The organism is Streptomyces sp. NPDC012474 (assembly GCF_042955185.1).
GTDB lineage: Bacteria > Actinomycetota > Actinomycetes > Streptomycetales > Streptomycetaceae > Streptomyces > Streptomyces cahuitamycinicus.
Genome location: NZ_JBIBEP010000005.1, coordinates 169,023 through 188,777, shown reverse-complemented (window position 1 = coordinate 188,777; position 19,755 = coordinate 169,023). Strand labels below are relative to the sequence as shown.

The following is a 19,755-nucleotide window of genomic DNA, read 5'->3' as shown; positions in this document are numbered from 1 at the left end:
CCCCATGTTCGGTACGCGCAGCTGAGCGCGGCCTATCATGGGGCTTGCGTCTAGGTGTGAGGGTTGTAACTCCAATCACTGGACGCGCGTTGGGCCTTACGTAGACTGAGGCGCTCGCAGCGAAGCGGAACGCCGACTCGCTTCGCGGCACCATCACGCAGGGAGTTACGACCGTGGCAAGTGGCAACGCGATCCGGGGAAGCCGGGTCGGGGCGGGGCCGATGGGCGAGGCCGAGCGCGGCGAGTCCGCGCCGCGGCTGCGCATCTCCTTCTGGTGCTCCAACGGACACGAGACCCAGCCGAGCTTCGCCAGCGACGCGCAGGTGCCCGATACCTGGGACTGTCCCCGCTGCGGCTTTCCGGCAGGCCAGGACCGGGACAACCCCCCGGACCCGCCGCGCACCGAGCCCTACAAGACGCACCTGGCGTATGTGCGTGAGCGGCGCAGCGACGCTGACGGCGAGGCCATCCTCGCCGAGGCGCTCGCCAAACTGCGGGGCGAGATCTAGAAGTCGAGACCGGCCGGCACCAGCAGGTGCCCGGCCGGAGCTGCTTCCCCGCCGTCACCGCCGGCCGGTTGTCAGTCAGTGGCAGACCCACGACCACCGGAACCCGCTACGAGTACCAATGTCAGTGGTGCCCTCTACGGTTTGTGCATCGGACGAACCATGAGGGGGAGCGGTGGCGACGGTCGAGGTGGGGAGCAGCGCTCCGCCCGCGTGGCGCGGGGGCTTCGGACGGCTGTGGAGTGCCGCTGTGCTGTCCAGCTTCGGCGATGCGCTGCGGACAGCCGCACTGCCCCTGCTGGCCGTCACCCTGACCGACGATCCGCTGCTCATCGCCTCCGTCACGGCCTGCGGCTATCTGCCCTGGATCGTCTTCGGCCTGCTCGGCGGGGCCGTCGCCGACCGGGTGGACCAGCGGCGGGCCATGTGGATGGCAGACGCGTTACGGGGGCTGCTGGTCGCCGCCTTCGCGGTCGCCGTCGCGCTCGGACACGCCTCGATCGGTCTGCTCATCGTGCTGGCCGTCGCCCTCACCACCCTTCAGACCCTCTTCGACAACGCTGCCACGGCGCTGCTGCCCACCTTGGTCGACCGAGGCGCGCTCGGCAGCGCCAACGCCCGGCTGATGACCGGCCAGCGCATCGCCGGCGGTCTGCTCGGCGGGCCCGTCGTGCCGCTGCTGCTGGCATCCGGAGCGGCCGTGCCGTTCGCGGCCGACGCCGTGACCTACCTCCTGGCCGCCGCGTTGATCGCCTCCCTGCCGGCCGCCGAGTCCGGCCGGAAGCCCAGACCGGCGGGCAGCACACTGCGCCGGGAGATCGCGGAGGGCCTGCGTACCCTCTGGCGCGACCGCGCCCTGCGCGCCCTGTGCGCCGCCACGGCCCTGTGCAACATCGGCATGGGCACCCTGATCGCCCTGCTGGTCGTCCTCGTCACCGACTGGCTCCGGGCGGGCCCCGCGGGCTATGCGGCGGCCGGCACCGCCTTCACGCTGGGCAGCCTGGCCGGGGGAGTGGTGAACGGCCGGCTGGTGGCGTGGCTCGGCCGGCTCCGGTCGGTGCTGCTCGCCGGCTCGGTGCAGACCGCGCTGCTCGTCGTCATGGGCACCGTACGCAGCCTGGCCGTGCTGGTGGGCGCGCTGGCCGTCTTCGGGCTCCTGGGCATGGTGTGGAACGTCAACACCGCGACCCTCATGCAGGAGCGCAGCCCCGCCGGGCTCCTGGGCCGGGTCAGCTCGGCCTTCCGGACGCTGGCCTTCGCCGGAGTGCCCCTCGGCGCCCTGCTGGGCGGTGCCGTCGCCGCCGCCCGGGGGCCGCACACCCCACCCCTGCTCACGGCCGCCTTCTTCGCCCTCGCCGTCGTCGCACTGATACCGGTGCGCCAGGTGAACGTATCTGGTGCCGAGCCGGCGGACGGCGCCACGACAGCCGATGTCACGCGCTGATCAACTAGGTTGGGACCGGCAGCGGGGCAGGCTACGCAGGCAGGACAGGAAAGAAGGCTGAACTCCGAGATGAACGCAGACGGCCGTACCAGGCTCAACCAGTCGCCCGAGTGGACGGCACTGGCCAAGCACCGTGAGGAGCTGGGCGACATCCGGCTGCGCGAGCTGTTCGCCGCCGACTCCGGCCGCGGCACCGCGTACACCCTCCGGGTCGGAGACCTGTACGTCGACTACTCCAAGCACCTCGTCACCGACGACACCCTGCGGCTGCTGCGTGAACTGGCCGCCGCCACCGATGTCTTCGGGCTGCGGGACGCCATGTTCCGCGGCGAGAAGATCAACACCACCGAGGACCGGGCCGTGCTGCACACCGCGCTGCGCGCCCCGCGCGACGCCGTGATCGAGGTCGACGGCGAGAACGTCGTACCCGGCGTGCACGCGGTGCTCGACAAGATGGCCGCCTTCGCGGACCGGGTGCGTTCGGGCGAGTGGACCGGGCACACCGGCAAGCGGATCCGGAACGTCGTCAACGTCGGTATCGGCGGCTCCGACCTCGGCCCGGCGATGGCCTACGAGGCGCTGCGGGCCTTCACCGACCGGGCGCTGACGGTGCGTTTCGTGTCGAACGTGGACGGCGCCGACCTGCACGAGGCGGTACGGGACCTGGACCCGGCGGAGACGCTGTTCGTCATCGCCTCCAAGACCTTCACCACCATCGAGACGGTCACCAACGCGATGTCGGCGCGCTCCTGGCTGCTGGCCGCGCTGGGTGACGACGACGCCGTCGCCAGGCACTTCGTCGCACTGTCGACGAACGCCGAGAAGGTCGCCGAGTTCGGCATCGACACAGCGAACATGTTCGAGTTCTGGGACTGGGTCGGCGGCCGCTACTCCTACGATTCCGCGATCGGCCTGGCCTTGATGATCGCCATCGGCCCGGACCGCTTCCGGGAGATGCTCGACGGCTTCCGGATCGTCGACGAGCACTTCCGGACCGCGCCCGCCGAGTCCAACGTGCCGCTGCTGCTGGGCCTGCTGGGCATCTGGTACGGCAACTTCCACGACGCCCAGTCGCACGCGGTGCTGCCCTACAGCCACTACCTGTCCAAGTTCACCGCCTACCTCCAGCAGCTCGACATGGAGTCCAACGGCAAGTCGGTGGACCGCGACGGGAACCCGGTGGACTGGCAGACCGGGCCGGTGGTGTGGGGCACGCCGGGCACCAACGGGCAGCACGCCTACTACCAGCTCATCCACCAGGGCACCAAGCTCATCCCGGCGGACTTCATCGGCTTCGCCCGGCCGGTCGCCGAGCTCGGTGACGAACTGAAGGCGCAGCACGACCTGCTGATGGCCAACTTCTTCGCCCAGACGCAGGCGCTGGCCTTCGGCAAGACGCCCGAGGAGGTACGGGCCGAGGGCGTGCCGCAGGAACTGGTGCCGCACAAGACGTTCCAGGGCAACCACCCGACGACCACGATCCTCGCGCCCGAGCTGACCCCGTCGGTCCTCGGCCAGCTGGTCGCCCTCTACGAGCACAAGGTGTTCGTGCAGGGCGCGGTGTGGAACATCGACTCCTTCGACCAGTGGGGCGTCGAGCTCGGCAAGGTGCTCGCCAAGCGCGTCGAGCCCGCGCTGACCGAGGGCGCCGAGGTCGAGGGCCTGGACGCGTCCACCACGGCGCTGGTCGCCACCTACCGGGAACTGCGCGGCCGGCAGTGACGAGAGCCGGACGGGAAGGCGGGCGGCAGCGCGCCGTCCGCTTCCCGTAGACTCCCGGACGATCATCACGGCGAGTGCTCGGGGGAGCGCGAAGTGGCACGCACACGCGGAAGTTGGACCGGTGGCGCCCTGACGGCCCGGTCCCTGCTCAAACCCCAGGACGTGGCGCGGGCGGTGTTCCACCCCGCGTGGATACCGCAGCCGCTCGATCCGTCGGTGGAGCGGCTCAAGAGGTTCCGCGTCATCGCCGGGGCGGTGGCGTCCCTCGGGGTCTTCACCTTCATCGAGGGCGGCTTCGACTTCAGGGAGCTGCTGGAGAACGCGATGACGGCCTCCGTCGTCCTGCTCTTCCTCACCCCGCTGACGGTCGGCGCGATGCTCTGGGTCTGGCGGCGCGGCGGCACCGTACGGCAACTGCGCGTGCCCCTGGTCAACTCCCTCCTGTTGCTCCTGCTGTTCGTCGGATGCGTTGCCGCCGTGCTGGTGCTGGTGCAGACGGTGAACGGGACGGCGAACCCCGCCGTGATCATCGGGGTCGGCCTGACGATGATGTGGCTGCTCATCTTCACGGCCTACGGAGCGGTGCGGGTCTCCGGCAACTTCTTCGGCACGGCGGCAGTGCACCGCTGTCTGCCACCGCTGCTCGCCGTGGTGACCAGCTGGCTGATGGCCGTCCCGGACCTCGTCACCGGTGATCTGCACGGGCTCAGCCTCACCCTGGGGATCATCTTCATCCTGGGGGCGCCGGTGACGGTCACCGCCATCGCACTGCTGGAGATGGGGCGGCTGAAGCGACGGTACGGGATCCGGCTGAAGGCCCATCCGGCGACGCAGGCACCGGCGCCCGGGCCGGTCCCGCCGATTCCCGCGGGCATGCCCCCGGCGGGAGCGCCGTACCTGCCGCCGCAGGCGAACCCGCACGGCCGGCCCCACATGCCGGGCGGGCAGCATCCGTACGCCCCGCACCCGCAGCCGCCGTACAACCCGCAGCATCCGTACGCCCCGCACCCGCAGCCGCCGTACAACCCGCAGCCCCCTTACAGCGGCTGACCGGAGTCGAGGTCAGGCCACCGCGCTCAGCGTGTCCGCGAGGCGCCGGCGGGCCGCCCGGGCCGCGGGGACGGCTGCCAGCGCGGCGGCGCAGAGGACCGCTGCCGCCCCGAGCGGCACCACGAGGATCGCGGAGGGGCCCTGGGCGAGGCCCGCGCCGATGCCGCTGGAGCGGCCCTGGGCATCGATCAGCCAGTGGGCGAGGGGCAGGCCCAGGGCGGTGGCGGCGAGGACGGCCGCAAGGGCCGTGAGGCCGGTGGCCGTGACGGTGATCGCCGTGATCTGCCGGGGGGACAGACCGATGGCCTTCAGGGCCAGCAGGTCCCGTTCGCTCTCGCGGACGGTCCCGCCGATCGCGGTCAGCAACTCGATGAGCCCGATGAGGGCGAGCACGGCGATCAGCCCGGCCACGACCGCGCGCAGGGGGGACAGCCCGTCCGCCGGGTTGGCCACCGTATGCACGTCCAGGTGGCCGCCTCCGGCCGTGGTGAGCCGGTCGGCGACCTCCCGCGGGTCCGCGCCGGGGTGAAGGCGGAGTTCGTAGAGGGTCGGGCGGAGCCCCGGGTTGTTCTCACGGAGGGTGTCGAGGGACGTGGAGATGACCCGGCCGGCGTTCTCCGGCTCGATGCTGCGGCCCACGATGTGCAGGATCAGCGGCTGGTCGCCGACGGTCATCCGGACCCAGTCGCCGACCCGCGCGTCCAGCAGGTCGAGCAGCCCCTGTCCGGCCACGGCCTCGTCGGAGCCCCGGGCGGGGCGGCCCTCGGCGAGGGTGTGCGGGTAGGGGTCCCGGTGGGTGCCGAGGCCGCGCAGCGCGATGGTCGCCGTCTGGCTCGGCCCCAGGGCGGCCGTCTCGACGCCCGGGTAGGCGGCGGCCACCCCCGGGTCGCGCTCCAGCAGGGTGCGGATCTGCTGCTCGCTGCGCCCGGCGTCGGCGCGGACGCTGAGCGCGGCGGGCAGGCCGACCTGCTCGGGCTCGCTGTGGAATCGGTCGATGGTGGTCCAGGCGCTCATCGCGACGACGATGAGCAGCAGCGGCAGCGTGAGACGGGCGACCGTGGCCAGGGAGCGGGGGCGGCGGGTGAACGCCGTGTGCCAGCCCAGCACCAGCGCGGGCGGAATCCGCATGCCCAGGGCCCGGCGCGCCACACCGGAAAGCCGTCCGCCCGAGGTCGTGGCGGGGCGAGGCACCGGTACCGGAGGCACGCGTCCGGCCCGCCAGGCGGCGAGGCCGGTGGTCGCGCCGATGAACAGCACCGCGCCGACCGGCACCACGATCAGCGCCACGGTGTGGCCGGGCAGCCCCTGCCACACGCCGACCGCGTCCCCGAGCCGCCCGGGGATCCGGCTGCCCAGGGCCTCGGCGAGCCCGGCGGCGGCCAGGGCGCCGAGCAGGGCGTAGGCGAGGTGCTGGAGCAGGAAGACCCGGACGACCTGGCCGGGAGTGAAGCCGATGGCCTTCAGCACGGAGAGGTCGCGCAGGTGTCCGCGGATACGCGTGCCGATCGCCCCGTGCACCGCGAACCCGGCCGCGACCAGCGCTCCCAGCCCGAACAGCCCCAGCACCTGGCCGAGCAGCCGGTTGTCGCCCTGCGCCTCGGCACGCGCCTGCTGCCAGGTCGAGACCTCGCCGATCGCCCCGGAGCCCAGCACCGTCACGGCGCGCTGGACGATGTAGGAGGTGTCGCCCGGGTCCGTCAGCCGTAGCCCGATCACCTGGCCGCCGGGGTCGGGAACGGCCGATGGCAGTGCCCAGACCAGGCCTGGCTGCTCACCGGGCCGGTAGCGCGGCTCGGCGCTGTCGGCGACGCCCACGACGGTCAGCTCGCGGGCGGTGCCGGGCACGGTGAGGGTGTCGCCGGGCTCGGCCAGCAGGGCCCGCGCGAGACGGCTCTCCAGCACCACGCCGTTCGGGGCCGAGGGGTCCAGCCAGTGGCCTGAGACGATCGGCGGGTGGCCGACCGAGGGCCGCTCCGGTGTCCCGCGCAGTTCCACGGAGGCGCGGCTGCCGCGCGCGGAGACGGTGACGGCGGCGGTGGGATAGGGGCCGGCGACGGTGTCCACGCCGTCCAGCCCGGTCAGCTTCCCGGTGTCGGCCGCCTTGTCGGTGTGCAGCCACACATGAGCGCCGTGCGACTGCGTGAAGACGCGCTGCCAGGGGTTGGTCGCGTAGCCGAACAGGGCCGTGGCCAGCAGCAGGGAGGCGACGATGCCCGTCGTGGCGAGGACGAGGAACAGCGCCTCGCCGCGGTGCGTGCGCAAATCGGAGTGGGCCCAGCGCAGGGTGGCTCGCACGGGCCTCAGCCCCTCGGCCCGCGGGCCGCGCGGTCGTGGACGCGCAGGGCCGCACAGTCGTCGTGGACGTCGCGCATGTCAGTCCTTGAGCTCCAGCACTCCGGAAATCCCGGCGCGGCGCGGCGGGGTCGCGCCGCCGTCGAGTTCCGCGTCGTCGGCGATCCGGCCGTCGAAGAAGCTGATCACCCGGTCCGCGGCACTCGCCAGCCGGGCGTCATGGGTGACCAGCACGATCGTCTGGCCGCGCTGGTGGAAGCGGGACAGCAGCCGCATCACCTCGCGGGTGCCCTTGCTGTCGAGGCTGCCCGCCGGCTCGTCGGCCAGCAGCAGCGGCGGATGGTTGACCAGGGCCCGGGCCAGGGCGACGCGCTGCTGCTCACCACCGGACAGCTCGCCCGGCATGCTGCGCTCCTTGCCCGTCAGGCCCAGCTCGGCCAGGAGCGCCTCACGCTCGGCGCGCGCCCGCTTCGGCGAGGTGCCCGCGAGCAGGGCGGGCAGTTCCACGTTGTCGGCGACGGACAGGTTCGAGACGAGGTTGAAGAACTGGAAGACGATCCCGATCCGCTTGCGGCGCTCCACCGCCCAGCGGGCCTCGCCGTAGGTGTCGGTGGGCTCGCCGTCGAGCCAGATGCTGCCCGCGTCCGGCCGCTGGAGCCCGCCGAGCAGATGCAGCAGCGTCGACTTGCCGGCGCCGGACGGGCCGGTGATCGCCACGAACTCGCCCTGCCGCACGCACAGGTCGACCCCGCGCACGGCATGCGCTGGGGCGCCCTCGCCGTGGTGGGTCTTGACCAGGCCCTCGGCGCGCAGCACAGGAGCCGGACGGTCGTCGCTCACTCCAGCTCCTCCAGCTCTTCCTGGCACCGTTCCAGCCAGTCGAGGTCGGCCTGCAGGTGCAGCATCGCGCCCTCGATCAGCAGCTGGGCGATGCGGTTGTCGCGGTCTTCTGCGGCGGCCAGCTTCGACAGCTGCCGCATGGTGTTCAGGTACTGGCGCCGCTGCTGGTTGATCAGGGTGATCTGCTCGGCGAGACCGGTCTGCGGAGCGAGCGCCAGCTTCATGAAGAACTCGTCCCGCACCCGCGGCTCGTCCTCGGGCTCCTCGAACCAGGCGCGCAGCGCCTCCCGCCCGGCGTCGGTGAGGTGGTAGACCTTTTTGTTGGGCCGGCTGGACTGCGCCACGTCCTCGCCCTCGATCAGTCCCGACTTCTCGAGGCGGCCGAGGGTCACATAGATCTGGCCGACATTCGGCTGAGGGTACGCGGAGCCCAGCAGTTGCTCAAGGTCCTGCTTGAGCTCGTAGCCGTGGGCGGGCCCGCGGGCGAGGAGGGCCAGGAGGGGCAGGCGCACGCGTGCAGTCCTCCTGTCCGGTCCAATGTGCTCCAGGCCCTAGTATCGCCCATACCTAACAGGTATACATGGCCTCTGATTCCGGGCAAGGGTGCCCAGCGCCGGTGTACAGGGAGGAACCTATGCGGTGGATCCATGCCGCGGGTAGGGGCCTTCTCGTTCTGGTCGTGGTCCTGACAGGCTACGTTGCCGCCGGAGCGCAGGCGGGCGAGCCCCCTGAGAGCGGTCGCGGCCCCCTCACCCTGGCCACCGCCGGGGACCTCACCGGCTACCTCGGCCCCCTGCTGGAGGGCTGGAATCGCACCCACCCCGGCGAGAAGGTCACCCTCGTCGAGCTGCCGGACTCGGCCGACGAGACCCAGGCCCAGATGGTCACCGACCTGCGCGACGGCGACCGCAGCCGGTTCGACGTGCTCAACATCGACGTCAACTGGACCCCGGAGTTCGCCGCGGCGGGCTGGATCAGGCCCCTGCCCCGGGACCGCTTCCCGCTGAAGACCTTCCTCCAGCCGGTCGTGGACACGGCGACCTACGACGGGCAGCTCTACGCCGTCCCGTACGTCACCAACGCCGGCCTGCTCCTGTACCGCAAGGACGTCCTAGCGAAGGAGGGCGTCGAGCCACCGCGCACCTGGGCGGAGCTGGAGCGGTACGCGAAGACCATCGCCCCGAAGCACGGCCTCGACGGCTACGCCGGACAGTTCCTGCCGTACGAGGGCCTCACCGTCAACGCGGCCGAGGCCGTCTACTCGGCGGGCGGGTCGATCCTCGGCGACGAGGGCGAGCGCGTCACCGTCGACTCGGCGGCGGCCCGCGAGGGCATCGGGTTCCTGGCACGTGGGGTGCGCGAGGGGTGGATCCCCCGGGAAGCGCTGACGTACAAGGAAGAGGAGTCCAAACAGGCCTTCCAGGACGGCCGGCTGCTCTTCCTGCGGAACTGGCCCTACGCCTACGTCGGTGCCTCCGCCCCCGGTTCGAAGGTCGCCGGGAAGATCGGCGCCGTGCCCCTGCCCGGACCCGACGGGCCGGGAACCAGCGTCCTGGGCGGCTCCAACCTGGCCGTCAGCGCCCACGCGCGGCACCCCGACTCGGCGGCCCGCCTGATCGCGTACCTCACCAGTGAGCGCGTCCAGCGCCAGGTCCTCACCCGTGGCGCGCTGCCGCCCGTACGGGCGGATCTCTACCAGGATCCGGCTCTCATCCGCAGGTTCCCGTACCTGCCGACTCTGCGGACGAGTGTGCTCGCGGCCGAGCCGCGCCCCAAGAGCCCGCGGTACGACCAGGTCAGTCTCGTCGTGCAGGCGGTCGTGCACGACGCGATGGCCGGGCACCGGACGCCCGCGGCGGCGGTGCGGCGGCTGGCGCGAGAGCTCGCGGTCATCTCGCACCGCTAGCTCCACTCTCGGGGACCCCTCTAGTTACTTGTTAGGTAACGCGGGGATCTCATCTTGCCTCATGGTGCCCGATAAGTCCTGGTTCCGCGCCTCAATCAGTCAGTTGCTTCTGCCTTTTCATTGACACCCTCTCGACACGGCTACTTAACATGCATGCATAACCGCTGCCCTTCTCAGAGACAGGTCGATGGGTTGAACAGGCACCACTGGTGGCGTGACGCAGTGATCTATCAGGTCTACGTCCGCAGCTTCCTCGACAGCACCGGCGACGGCATCGGCGACCTCGCCGGCGTCCGGGCCGGACTGCCGTACCTCAAGAAGCTCGGCGTCGACGGGATCTGGCTGAGCCCCTTCTATCCCTCGCCGCAGCACGACCACGGCTACGACGTGGCCGACTACTGCGACGTCGACCCGCTCTTCGGCGACCTCGGCGAGTTCGACCAGCTGGTGGGGGCAGCGCGGCGGCTCGGCGTCAAGGTGCTGCTCGACATCGTCCCGAACCACTGCTCCAGCGAGCACCCCTGGTTCCGCGAGGCGCTCGCCGCCGGACCCGGCAGCCCGGCCCGGGCCCGCTTCCACTTCGCCGACGGCCGGGGTCCCGACGGGTCCGAGCCGCCCAACAACTGGCACTCCATGTTCGGCGGCCCCGCCTGGAGCCGGGTGACCGAGCCGGACGGGACGCCCGGCCAGTGGTACCTGCACATGTTCGCGCCCGAGCAGCCCGACTGGAACTGGCGCAACCCCGAGATCGGCGCCGAGTTCGACCGGGTCCTGCGCTTCTGGCTGGACCGGGGCATCGACGGCTTCCGCATCGACGTCGCCGCCGGCCTCTACAAGCACCCGGAGCTGCCCGACTCGGACGACCCCGAGGCCGACGCCCGTACCCGCGACTCGGTCAACCCGCTCGCCTGGAACCAGCCCGAGGTGCACGACGTGTGGCGGCGCTGGCGCTCCATATGCGAGGAGTACACCGAGCGCGACGGCTGCGAACGCCTCCTCGTCGGCGAGGTGTCCGTCCCCACCGCCCGCGAGCACGCGCAGTACGTCCGCCCCGACGAGCTGCACCAGGCCTTCTTCTTCGACCTGCTCAGCGCCTCCTGGGACGCCGACGCCTTCCAGAAGGTCATCTCGGAGGCCATGGACGACATCGCCGGCACCGGCTCGACCGTCACCTGGGTCCTCAACAACCACGACCAGGTCCGCACGGTCACCCGCTACGGCGAACCCGCCACCGAGGGCAGCGGCCTCGGCGCCGCCCGCGCCCGTGCCGCCGCGCTCCTGATGCTGGCCCTGCCCGGCGCCGCGTACATCTACCAGGGCGAGGAGCTCGGCCTGCCCGAGGTCGTGGACCTGCCCGACGACGTGCTCACCGACCCGATCTTCCGCCGCACCGGCAGCCGGGCCCGCATCCGCGACGGCTGCCGGGTCCCCCTGCCCTGGTCGGGCCAGGCCTCGCCGTTCGGCTTCACCCCGGGCGTCGAGAGCGCCAAGCCGTGGCTCCCGCAACCGGAGTACTTCGCCGAATACGCCACCGACCGGGCCCTCGCCGACACCCGCTCCTTCTGGCACCTGTACCGCGACGGCCTCCAACTACGCGCCGCCCTCCCGCAGTTGGGTGAGGGCACGCTGCGCTGGCTGGACGCCCCGCCCGGCGTCCTGGCCTTCGAACGCGGCGACGACCTCGTCTGCGCCGTCAACTTCGGTACCGCCCCCGCCCCCGCGCCGGTCCCCGGCTCCCCTCTGCTCGCCAGCGGCCCCTGCCCGCCCGGAGTGCTCTCCGGCTCGACGGCCGCCTGGTGGATCCGTTCCTGAACTCCCCGCAAGTCAACTCCCCGAAGGGACATCAACGATGATGCGACGACGTACCACCCTGCTCACCGGCTGCACCACCCTCGTCCTGGCGCTCGGCGCGACCGCCTGCGGCGGCGGCCCCGTCGCGGCCGGAGGCGGCGACAAGGCGCTCGACGGCCAGACCATCACCGTGGCCGGTGTCTGGTCCGGCACCGAGCAGAAGAACTTCCAGAAGGTGCTGGACGCCTTCACCGAGAAGACCGGCGCCAAGACGCAGTTCACGTCCACCGGCGACAACGTCTCCACCGTCGTCGGCAGCAAGATCGAGGGCGGCAACGCCCCCGACGTCGTGATGGTCCCGCAGGTCGGCGTACTCAAGCAGTTCGCGCAGAAGGGCTGGCTCAAGCCGCTGTCGGAGAAGACCGAGCAGTCCGTCGACGCGGGCTACGCACCCGTGTGGAAGGAGTACGGCAGCGTCGACGGCACCCTCTACGGCCTGTACTTCAAGGCCGCCCACAAGTCGACCGTCTGGTACAGCCCCGACGCCCTCGCCCAGGCCGGCGTCAAGACCCCGAAGACCTACGACGAGATGCTGAAGGCCGGGCAGACCGTGTCCGACTCCGGCCTCGCCGCCTTCTCCGTCGCCGGACAGGACGGCTGGACGCTCACCGACTGGTTCGAGAACGTCTACCTCTCCCAGGCCGGACCCGAGAAGTACGACGCCCTCGCCGCACACAAGCTGAAGTGGACCGACGCGTCCGTCGTCGACGCCCTCACCACCCTCGGCAAGCTCTTCAAGGACAAGCAGCTCATCGCCGGCGGCCAGAAGGGCGCCCTGAACACCGACTTCCCCGGTTCGGTCGAGAAGGTCTTCGGGCCGGAACCCGAGGCCGGCATGGTCTACGAGGGCGACTTCGTGGCCGGTGTCGCCAAGGACCAGTTCGGCAAGAAGGTCGGCGAGGACGCGAACTTCTTCCCGTTCCCGGCCGTCGGCGGCGGCGAGGCACCGGTCGTCAGCGGCGGAGACGCCGCCGTCGTCCTCAAGGACGGCAAGAACCAGAAGGCCGCCCAGGCACTCCTGGAGTACCTCGCGACCCCCGAGGCCTCCGCCGTCTGGGCCGAGGCGGGCGGTTTCCTCTCCCCGAACAAGAAGCTCGACCTCGCCTCCTACGGCGACGACGTCACCCGCGCCACCGCCAAGTCCCTCGTCGACGCCGGGGATTCGGTCCGCTTCGACATGTCCGACCAGGCCCCGGCCGCGTTCGGTGGCACGAAGGGCACCGGCGAGTGGAAGCTGCTCCAGGACTTCCTGCGCGACCCGTCGGACCCGAAGGGCACCGCGGCGAAGCTGGAGGCGGCGGCGGCCAAGGCCTACCAGGACTGATACGCCATGACAGCGACCCTCGTCCAAGAGACGAGCTCCCCACCGCCCGGCCCGGTCGCCGACCGCACCCGGCGACTGCGCCGGCGCGGGAAGATCATCGCCCTGCTGTTCGTGCTGCCCGCGCTGCTGCTGCTCGGCGCGCTCGTCGTCTACCCCGTGCTGTTCAGCATCGGCCGCAGCTTCTTCGACGCCTCCGGGACGAGCTTCGTCGGCGGCGGCAACTACGCCGAGATGTTCCGCGACCCGGCGACCCTCAAGGCCGTCCGCAACACGGCCATCTGGGTCGTCATCGCCCCGGCCCTGCTCACCGGACTCGGGCTGATCCTCGCCGTGCTGGTGGAGAAGGTCCGCTGGGCGACCGCCTTCAAGCTGCTGCTCTTCATGCCGATGGCGGTCTCCTTCCTCGCCGCCGGCATCATCTTCCGGCTCGCCTACGACGAGGACCCCGACAAGGGCGTGCTCAACGCCGCGGTGGTCTCCGTCCACGACGCCTTCGAGGAGCAGTCCTCGTACCCGACGGCCCGCGGGCGTGACGGGCAGGGCCTGACGAAGGACAAGGACGGCTCGTACCGCACGAGTGCCCGCGTGTCCCCCGGGGACGCGGTGGCGCTGGGCCTGGTCGGCGTGCAGCCCGGCGACCTGCCGGGCGGGGCCGAGCCGGCGTACACGGCGGCGGGGCGGAAGGCCGCCGCCGACGAACTGCGCGGGGTCGTCTACCTGGACTTCACGCCCGGCGGGGGAGGGGAGCAGGGCAAGGTCGACCGGCGGGAGAGCGGACTGCCCGACATGAAGGTCGAGGCGGTCCGCGACGGCGAGCAGGTCGCCTCGGCGACCACCGCCGCCGACGGCTCCTTCCGCTTCGAGGGGCTCGAACCCGGCTCCTACGAGGTGAAACTCCCGTCCTCCAACTTCGCCCCGCCCTACGAGGGTGTCTCCTGGCTCGGTCCGGCGCTGGTCACCCCGGCGATCATCGGCGCCTACCTGTGGATCTGGACCGGCTTCGCCATGGTGCTGATCGGCGCGGGACTGTCGACGCTGCCCAGGGACGCCCTGGAGGCGGCGCGGATGGACGGCGCCAACGAGTGGCAGATCTTCCGCCGGATCACGGTGCCCCTGCTGGCACCCGTCCTGTCGGTCGTCTTCATCACCCTCGTCATCAACGTGATGAAGGTCTTCGACCTCGTCTACATCATCGCGCCCGGGCCCGTGCAGGAGGACGCGACCGTACTCGCGACGCAGATGTGGCTGGTGTCGTTCGGCGGCGGCAACAACCAGGGGCTCGGCAGTGCGCTCGGCGTGCTGCTCCTGCTGCTGGTCGTCCCGGCCATGGTGTTCAACGTCCGCCGTTTCCGAAGGAGTCAACGATGAACGCGGTTCGGCGCGGGTTGGGCAACGGCGTCGTCCAGGCCTTCCTCGTGGTGGTCGGCCTGGTGTGGATGACGCCGCTGGCCGGGCTGTTCCTGTCCTCGCTGCGGTCCGCCGAGGACACGGCGAAGGGCGGCTGGTGGACGGTGTTCTCCAGCCCCGGGCAGCTGTCCTTCGACAACTACTCGTCGCTGCTCGGGAACGCCGGGATCACGCAGGCGTTCTGGAACACGGTGCTGATATCGGTGCCGACGACGGTGCTGGTCGTGGTGCTCGCGGCGCTCGCGGGCTATGCCTTCGCGTGGCTGGACTTCCCCGGGCGGGAGGCGGTCTTCCTGGTCGTGGTCGCGCTGCTGGTGGTGCCGGTGCAGATCGGTCTGCTGCCGGTCGCCAAACTCTTCGGGCAGCTGGGCCTGTTCGGCACCATCCCCGGTGTCGTGCTCTTCCACGTGGCGTACGGCCTTCCCTTCGCGGTGTTCCTGCTGCGGAACTACTTCGCGGAAATGCCGAAGGAGATGCTGGAGGCGGCCCGCATGGACGGGGGCAGCGAGTGGCGCATCTTCACGCGGCTCGTCCTGCCCGTGGGACGGCCCGCGATCGCCTCCCTGGCCATCTTCCAGTTCCTGTGGGTGTGGAACGACATGCTGGTGGCGCTGCTGTTCGCGGACAGCTCCTCACAGCCGTTGACCGTGCAACTCCAGTCGCAGATAAGGCAGTTCGGCAGCAACATCGACGTCCTGGCGCCCGGGGCGTTCGTGTCCCTGGTCGTCCCCGTCGTCGTGTTCTTCGCGTTCCAGAGGCACTTCGTGCAGGGCGTGATGGCGGGATCGGTGAAGTAGCGCATGCAAGTCGGGCCCCCACTTCGCTACGAAGTGGGGGCCCGAAGGCGTTCAGGGAGACGCCGGCGGGTACAAGGAGCGGGGCAGCTGCGAAGCCGCCGGCCCGTCCAGCAGCCACAGCGTCCTGCTGCGGCCGTACGCCCCGGCCGCCGGGGCCTGGATCTCGCCCGCCCCCGAGAGGGCGATCGCCGCGGCCTGCGCCTTGTCCTCCCCGGCCGCCAGCAGCCACACCTCACGCGCCGCTCGGATCGCAGGCAACGTCAGCGTCACCCGGGTCGGCGGCGGCTTCGGCGCACCGTGGACGCCGACCACCGTGCGGTCGGTCTCCCTGACCGCCGGCAACTCGGGGAACAGTGACGCGACATGCGTGTCCGGCCCGACGCCCAGCATCAGCACGTCGAACGTGGGCACGGGGCCGTGGTTCTCCGGGCCGGCCGCCCGCGCCAGTTCCTCCGCGTACACGGCAGCCGCCGCGTCCACGTCGGTGCCGTGCGGCCCGTCCGACGCGGGCATCGCGTGCACCCGCTTCGGATCGACCGGCACCGAGTCGAGCAGAGCCTCCCTCGCCTGGGTGACATTGCGCTCCGGGTCGCCCTCGGGCAGGAACCGCTCGTCGCCCCACCAGAGGTCCAGTCGGCTCCAGTCGATCGCGTCCCGGGCGGGCGCCGCGGCGAGGGCGGCCAGCAGGCCGTTGCCGTTGCGGCCGCCCGTCAGGACCACGGACGCCGAGCCCCGGGAGGCCTGCGCGTCCACGATCTTGGTGATCAGCCGGGCCGCCGCGGCCTGCGCCATCAGCTCCTTGTCGTGGTGCACGACCAGCTGTGGTGCCGTACTCACTTCGTCGTCGCCCTCACTTCGTGGTCGCCTTCCGTACCGGCTCCAGCTTGGGCGGTTCCGCCTTCACCGGTGCCTGCGCCGTCGCTTCCGCAGCGGGTGCTTTCGCAGCCGCTTCAACGGGAGCGGGGAGGGCGAGTCCTGCTCGCCCTTCACTTTTGGGCACCGACGGTACCGACGGGGCAGACGGGATCGACTGCCCCGACGACGAGGACTTCAGCCGGTCCACCCCGTACCGCAGCGCCGACGCGTACGTGTCGTCCGGGTCCAGCCGCCGCAGCTCCTCCGCCATCAGCTCGGCGGTTTCCCGGCGCTTGAGCGCCACGGCCCGGTCCGGTTGGCCCTCGATGGAGAGCGTCGCCAGGGAGCCGTCGGCACGGTCCAGCTTGATCGGGCCGCAGTTGGTGTCCATCCGCACCGCCGTCAGACCGGGGCCGCCGGACAGCGAGCGCTTGACGGGGACGTCCAGCCGGTCGGCGAGCCACATCGCCAGCAGCTCGCAGCTCGGGTTGAACTCCTCGCCCTCCACCTCGACGGCCCGCACCTCGCAGGTGACCTGGTCGAGGGCCGCCGCCAGCATGGAACGCCAAGGGGTGATGCGCGTCCAGGACAGGTCCGTGTCACCGGGCGTGTAGGCCCGGGACCGGGTGGCCAGGTCCCGTACCGGCTGCTCGGAGGCGTACGTGTCGGTGACGCGGCGCTGCGCGAGGGCACCCAGGGGGTCCTTCGCCGGGTCGAGCGGCGCGTTCACCGGCCACCACACCACCACCGGGGCGTCCGGCAGGAGCAGCGGCAGCACCACCGACTGGGCGTGGTCGGCGACCTCGCCGTACAGCCGGAGCACGACCGTCTCGCCGGAGCCGGCGTCCGCGCCGACCCGGACCTCCGCGTCGAGACGGGACTGCGTGCGGTCGCGGGGCGAGCGGGAGACGCGCCTGATGACCACGAGCGTGCGTGAGGGATGCTCGTGCGCGGCGTCGCTCGCGGCCTTCAGCGCGTCGTAGGCGTTCTCCTCGTCCGTCACGATGACCAGCGTGAGCACCATGCCGACCGCCGGGGTGCCGATCGCCCGGCGGCCCTGTACCAGCGCCTTGTTGACCTTGCTGGCGGTGGTGTCCGTGAGGTCTATCTTCATGGCCGGCGCCAGCTCCGTCCGTCTCGCTCGAGCATTTCGTCCGCCTCGACGGGCCCCCACGTACCGGCCTGGTACTGGGCGGGCTTGCCGTTCTTGTCCCAGTACTCCTCGATCGGGTCGAGGATCTTCCAGGACAGCTCGACCTCCTCGGTACGCGGGAAGAGGTTCGAGTCACCGAGCAGAACGTCCAGGATCAGACGCTCGTACGCCTCCGGGCTCGACTCCGTGAAGGACTCGCCGTACGCGAAGTCCATCGACACGTCCCGGATCTCCATCGATGTGCCCGGCACCTTGGAGCCGAAGCGGACCGTGACGCCCTCGTCCGGCTGGACGCGGATGACGATCGCGTTGGAACCGAGCTCCTCGGTGGCCGTCGAGTCGAAGGGGGAGTGCGGGGCCCGCTGGAAGACGACGGCGATCTCCGTCACCCGGCGGCCCAGCCGCTTGCCGGTGCGCAGGTAGAAGGGGACGCCCGCCCAGCGGCGGTTGTCGATCTGCAGCTTGATCGCGGCGTAGGTGTCGGTCTTCGACGAGTCGTTGATGCCGTCCTCGTCGAGATAGCCGATCACCTTCGCGCCGCCCTGCCAGCCCGCGGAGTACTGACCGCGCACGGTCTCCCGGCCCATGTCCTTCGGCAGCTTCACGGCACCGAGGACCTTGGTCTTCTCGGCGGCCAGCGCGTCCGCGTCGAAGGAGGCCGGCTCCTCCATGGCCGTCAGGGCCATGAGCTGGAGCAGGTGGTTCTGGATGACGTCACGGGCGGCGCCGATGCCGTCGTAGTAGCCGGCCCGGCCGCCGATGCCGATGTCCTCGGCCATGGTGATCTGCACGTGGTCCACGAAGGACCGGTTCCAGATCGGTTCGAACATCGTGTTGGCGAAGCGCAGCGCCAGGATGTTCTGGACGGTCTCCTTGCCCAGGTAGTGGTCGATGCGGAAGACCTGGTCCGGGGCGAAGACCTCGTGGACGACCTTGTTGAGCTCCTCGGCCGAGGCGAGGTTGTGGCCGAACGGCTTCTCGATCACAGCGCGCCGCCAGGAGCCGCCCGTCTGGTCGGCCAGCTGGTGCTTCTTCAGCTGCTGGATGACCACCGGGAAGGACGAGGGCGGCACGGACAGGTAGAAGGCGAAGTTGCCGCCCGTGCCCTGCGCCTTGTCCAGCTCCTCGATCGTGGAACGCAGCCGCTCGAACGCGTCGTCGTCGTCGAAGGTGCCCTGCACGAAGCGCATGCCCTGGATGAGCTGCTGCCAGACCTCCTCGCGGAAGGGCGTGCGGGCGTGCTCCTTGACCGCGTCGTGGACCTCCTGTGCGAAGTCCTCGTGCGCCCACTCGCGGCGGGCGAAGCCCACCAGCGAGAAGCCCGGCGGCAGCAGACCGCGGTTGGCGAGGTCGTACACGGCGGGCATGAGCTTCTTACGGGACAGGTCGCCCGTGACGCCGAAGATGACCAGGCCCGACGGCCCCGCGATACGCGGGAGCCGTCGGTCCGCGGGGTCACGCAGCGGGTTGCTGCTCGACACCTGTTCAGCCCTCCGAGGGGGCGAGGCGCTTGAGCTCGGCCTCGGTCGACTTCAGCAGGTCGGTCCAGGACGCCTCGAACTTCTCGACGCCCTCCTCCTCCAGCAGCCGGACCACGTCGTCGTACTTGATCCCGAGCTTCTCGACCGCGTCGAGGTCGGCGCGGGCCTGCTCGTACGTGCCGGAGACGGCGTTGCCGCGGATCTCGCCCTGCTCCTCCGTGGCGAACAGGGTCGCCTCGGGCATGGTGTTCACCGTGTTGGGAGCCACCAGTTCGTCGACGTACAGGGTGGGCTTGTACGCCTTGTCCTTGACGCCGGTGGACGCCCACAGCGGACGCTGCTTGTTGGCGCCCGCCTTCTCCAGGGCGCTCCAGCGGTCCGAGGAGAAGACCTCCTCGTACGCCTGGTAGGCCAGACGGGCGTTGGCGACACCGGCCTTGCCGCGCGCGGCCTTGGCCTCGTCGGTGCCCAGCGCGTCGATCCGCTTGTCGATCTCGGTGTCCACGCGGGAGACGAAGAACGACGCCACGGAGTGGATCTGCGACAGGTCCAGGCCGCGCTCCTTGGCCTTCTCCAGGCCCTCCAGGAACGCGTCCATGACCAGGCGGTAGCGCTCCAGCGAGAAGATCAGCGTGACGTTGACGCTGATGCCCAGGCCGATGGTCTCGGCGATGGCCGGGATGCCCGCCTCGGTCGCCGGGATCTTGATGAGCGTGTTGGGCCGGTCCACCAGCCAGGCGAGCTGCTTGGCCTCGGCGACCGTCGCCCGCGTGTTGTGCGCCAGGCGCGGGTCGACCTCGATCGAGACCCGGCCGTCCTTGCCGCCGGTGGCGTCGAAGACCGGGCGCAGGATGTCGGCGGCGTCACGGACGTCCGCCGTCGTGATCATGCGGATGGCTTCTTCGACGGTGACCCGCCGGGCGGCGAGGTCGGTCAGCTGCGTGTCGTAGCCGTCGCCCTGTGAGATCGCCTTCTGGAAGATCGACGGGTTGGTGGTGACGCCCACGACGTGCTGCTGGTCGATCAGCTCGGCGAGGTTGCCGGACGTGATCCGCTTGCGCGACAGGTCGTCCAGCCAGATCGCCACGCCTTCCTCGGAGAGGCGCTTGAGTGCGTCTGTCATGGAA

The 19,755-nt window shown here is 71.1% G+C and carries 16 protein-coding genes; 9 read left to right on the top strand and 7 right to left on the bottom strand.

Annotated features, from left to right (window positions below):
* Nucleotides 1–173: 173 nt before the first annotated feature.
* From ACFY9S_RS13800 to ACFY9S_RS13785, 4 genes are all read left to right on the top strand, one after another.
* Complete coding sequence (locus ACFY9S_RS13800) at nt 174–509, top strand: RNA polymerase-binding protein RbpA (RefSeq protein WP_003957010.1); 336 nt, start codon at nt 174–176, stop codon at nt 507–509.
* Between the two features lie 172 nt (nt 510–681).
* On the top strand, nt 682–1,950 hold the full coding sequence (locus ACFY9S_RS13795; RefSeq protein WP_391127077.1) for an MFS transporter: 1,269 nt from the start codon (nt 682–684) through the stop codon (nt 1,948–1,950).
* A gap of 69 nt (nt 1,951–2,019) precedes the next feature.
* The gene (gene pgi, locus ACFY9S_RS13790; RefSeq protein WP_391127073.1) at nt 2,020–3,672 is read left to right on the top strand and encodes a glucose-6-phosphate isomerase; all 1,653 of its coding nucleotides are present in this window, start codon (nt 2,020–2,022) and stop codon (nt 3,670–3,672) included.
* A gap of 93 nt (nt 3,673–3,765) precedes the next feature.
* On the top strand, nt 3,766–4,722 hold the full coding sequence (locus tag ACFY9S_RS13785; protein ID WP_391127070.1) for a DUF3824 domain-containing protein: 957 nt from the start codon (nt 3,766–3,768) through the stop codon (nt 4,720–4,722).
* A gap of 12 nt (nt 4,723–4,734) precedes the next feature.
* On the opposite strand, the gene ACFY9S_RS13780 is transcribed toward ACFY9S_RS13785, so the two are convergent.
* The 3 genes from ACFY9S_RS13780 to ACFY9S_RS13770 form a co-directional block, all read right to left on the bottom strand.
* A complete protein-coding gene (locus tag ACFY9S_RS13780; protein WP_391127067.1) occupies nt 4,735–7,017 on the bottom strand; it encodes an FtsX-like permease family protein in 2,283 nt (760 codons plus the stop codon).
* Between the two features lie 78 nt (nt 7,018–7,095).
* Nucleotides 7,096–7,854 (bottom strand): ATP-binding cassette domain-containing protein, encoded by a 759-nt coding sequence (locus ACFY9S_RS13775; RefSeq protein ID WP_391127065.1) that lies wholly within the window; start codon nt 7,852–7,854, stop codon nt 7,096–7,098.
* On the bottom strand, nt 7,851–8,366 hold the full coding sequence (locus tag ACFY9S_RS13770) for a PadR family transcriptional regulator (protein ID WP_102907475.1): 516 nt from the start codon (nt 8,364–8,366) through the stop codon (nt 7,851–7,853). The genes ACFY9S_RS13775 and ACFY9S_RS13770 overlap by 4 nt, the downstream gene beginning before the upstream one ends.
* 122 nt (nt 8,367–8,488) lie before the next feature.
* Here ACFY9S_RS13770 and ACFY9S_RS13765 point away from each other — a divergent pair, with 122 nt between their 5' ends.
* From ACFY9S_RS13765 to ACFY9S_RS13745, 5 genes are all read left to right on the top strand, one after another.
* Nucleotides 8,489–9,760, top strand: coding sequence for an extracellular solute-binding protein (locus ACFY9S_RS13765; protein ID WP_391127061.1), 1,272 nt, complete (start codon nt 8,489–8,491; stop codon nt 9,758–9,760).
* A gap of 153 nt (nt 9,761–9,913) precedes the next feature.
* Nucleotides 9,914–11,572 (top strand): alpha-amylase family glycosyl hydrolase, encoded by a 1,659-nt coding sequence (locus tag ACFY9S_RS13760; protein ID WP_391127059.1) that lies wholly within the window; start codon nt 9,914–9,916, stop codon nt 11,570–11,572.
* Nucleotides 11,573–11,609: 37 nt separating this feature from the next.
* Nucleotides 11,610–12,935, top strand: coding sequence for an extracellular solute-binding protein (locus tag ACFY9S_RS13755; protein WP_391127056.1), 1,326 nt, complete (start codon nt 11,610–11,612; stop codon nt 12,933–12,935).
* 6 nt (nt 12,936–12,941) lie between these two features.
* Nucleotides 12,942–14,303: an ABC transporter permease subunit gene (locus ACFY9S_RS13750; RefSeq protein WP_391127053.1), complete on the top strand. Its 1,362-nt coding sequence runs from the start codon at nt 12,942–12,944 to the stop codon at nt 14,301–14,303.
* The gene (locus ACFY9S_RS13745; RefSeq protein ID WP_391127050.1) at nt 14,300–15,139 is read left to right on the top strand and encodes an ABC transporter permease subunit; all 840 of its coding nucleotides are present in this window, start codon (nt 14,300–14,302) and stop codon (nt 15,137–15,139) included. The genes ACFY9S_RS13750 and ACFY9S_RS13745 overlap by 4 nt, the downstream gene beginning before the upstream one ends.
* 51 nt (nt 15,140–15,190) lie before the next feature.
* On the opposite strand, the gene pgl is transcribed toward ACFY9S_RS13745, so the two are convergent.
* Genes pgl through tal form a run of 4 tightly spaced genes read right to left on the bottom strand, consistent with a single transcriptional unit; the run spans nt 15,191 to nt 19,751 of the window.
* A complete protein-coding gene (gene pgl, locus ACFY9S_RS13740; protein ID WP_391127048.1) occupies nt 15,191–15,976 on the bottom strand; it encodes a 6-phosphogluconolactonase in 786 nt (261 codons plus the stop codon).
* A gap of 13 nt (nt 15,977–15,989) precedes the next feature.
* Nucleotides 15,990–17,108 carry a glucose-6-phosphate dehydrogenase assembly protein OpcA gene (gene opcA, locus ACFY9S_RS13735; RefSeq protein ID WP_391127045.1) on the bottom strand — a complete coding sequence of 373 codons (1,119 nt, stop codon included), beginning with the start codon at nt 17,106–17,108 and terminating at the stop codon, nt 15,990–15,992.
* On the bottom strand, nt 17,105–18,628 hold the full coding sequence (gene zwf, locus ACFY9S_RS13730) for a glucose-6-phosphate dehydrogenase (protein WP_391127043.1): 1,524 nt from the start codon (nt 18,626–18,628) through the stop codon (nt 17,105–17,107). Before zwf ends, opcA begins: the two co-directional genes overlap by 4 nt.
* A 4-nt stretch (nt 18,629–18,632) precedes the next feature.
* Nucleotides 18,633–19,751: a transaldolase gene (gene tal, locus ACFY9S_RS13725; RefSeq protein ID WP_391127040.1), complete on the bottom strand. Its 1,119-nt coding sequence runs from the start codon at nt 19,749–19,751 to the stop codon at nt 18,633–18,635.
* Nucleotides 19,752–19,755 lie beyond the last annotated feature (4 nt).

What these genes read in the sequence shown, in the direction of transcription:
- pgi (WP_391127073.1), top strand. Translation starts at nt 2,020, where the DNA reads ATGAACGCAGACGGCCGTACCAGGCTCAACCAGTCGCCCGAGTGGACG.
- ACFY9S_RS13765 (WP_391127061.1), top strand. Translation starts at nt 8,489, where the DNA reads ATGCGGTGGATCCATGCCGCGGGTAGGGGCCTTCTCGTTCTGGTCGTG.
- ACFY9S_RS13760 (WP_391127059.1), top strand. Translation starts at nt 9,914, where the DNA reads ATGCATAACCGCTGCCCTTCTCAGAGACAGGTCGATGGGTTGAACAGG.
- ACFY9S_RS13755 (WP_391127056.1), top strand. Translation starts at nt 11,610, where the DNA reads ATGATGCGACGACGTACCACCCTGCTCACCGGCTGCACCACCCTCGTC.
- ACFY9S_RS13750 (WP_391127053.1), top strand. Translation starts at nt 12,942, where the DNA reads ATGACAGCGACCCTCGTCCAAGAGACGAGCTCCCCACCGCCCGGCCCG.
- ACFY9S_RS13745 (WP_391127050.1), top strand. Translation starts at nt 14,300, where the DNA reads ATGAACGCGGTTCGGCGCGGGTTGGGCAACGGCGTCGTCCAGGCCTTC.
- opcA (WP_391127045.1), bottom strand. Translation starts at nt 17,108, where the DNA reads ATGAAGATAGACCTCACGGACACCACCGCCAGCAAGGTCAACAAGGCG.
- tal (WP_391127040.1), bottom strand. Translation starts at nt 19,751, where the DNA reads ATGACAGACGCACTCAAGCGCCTCTCCGAGGAAGGCGTGGCGATCTGG.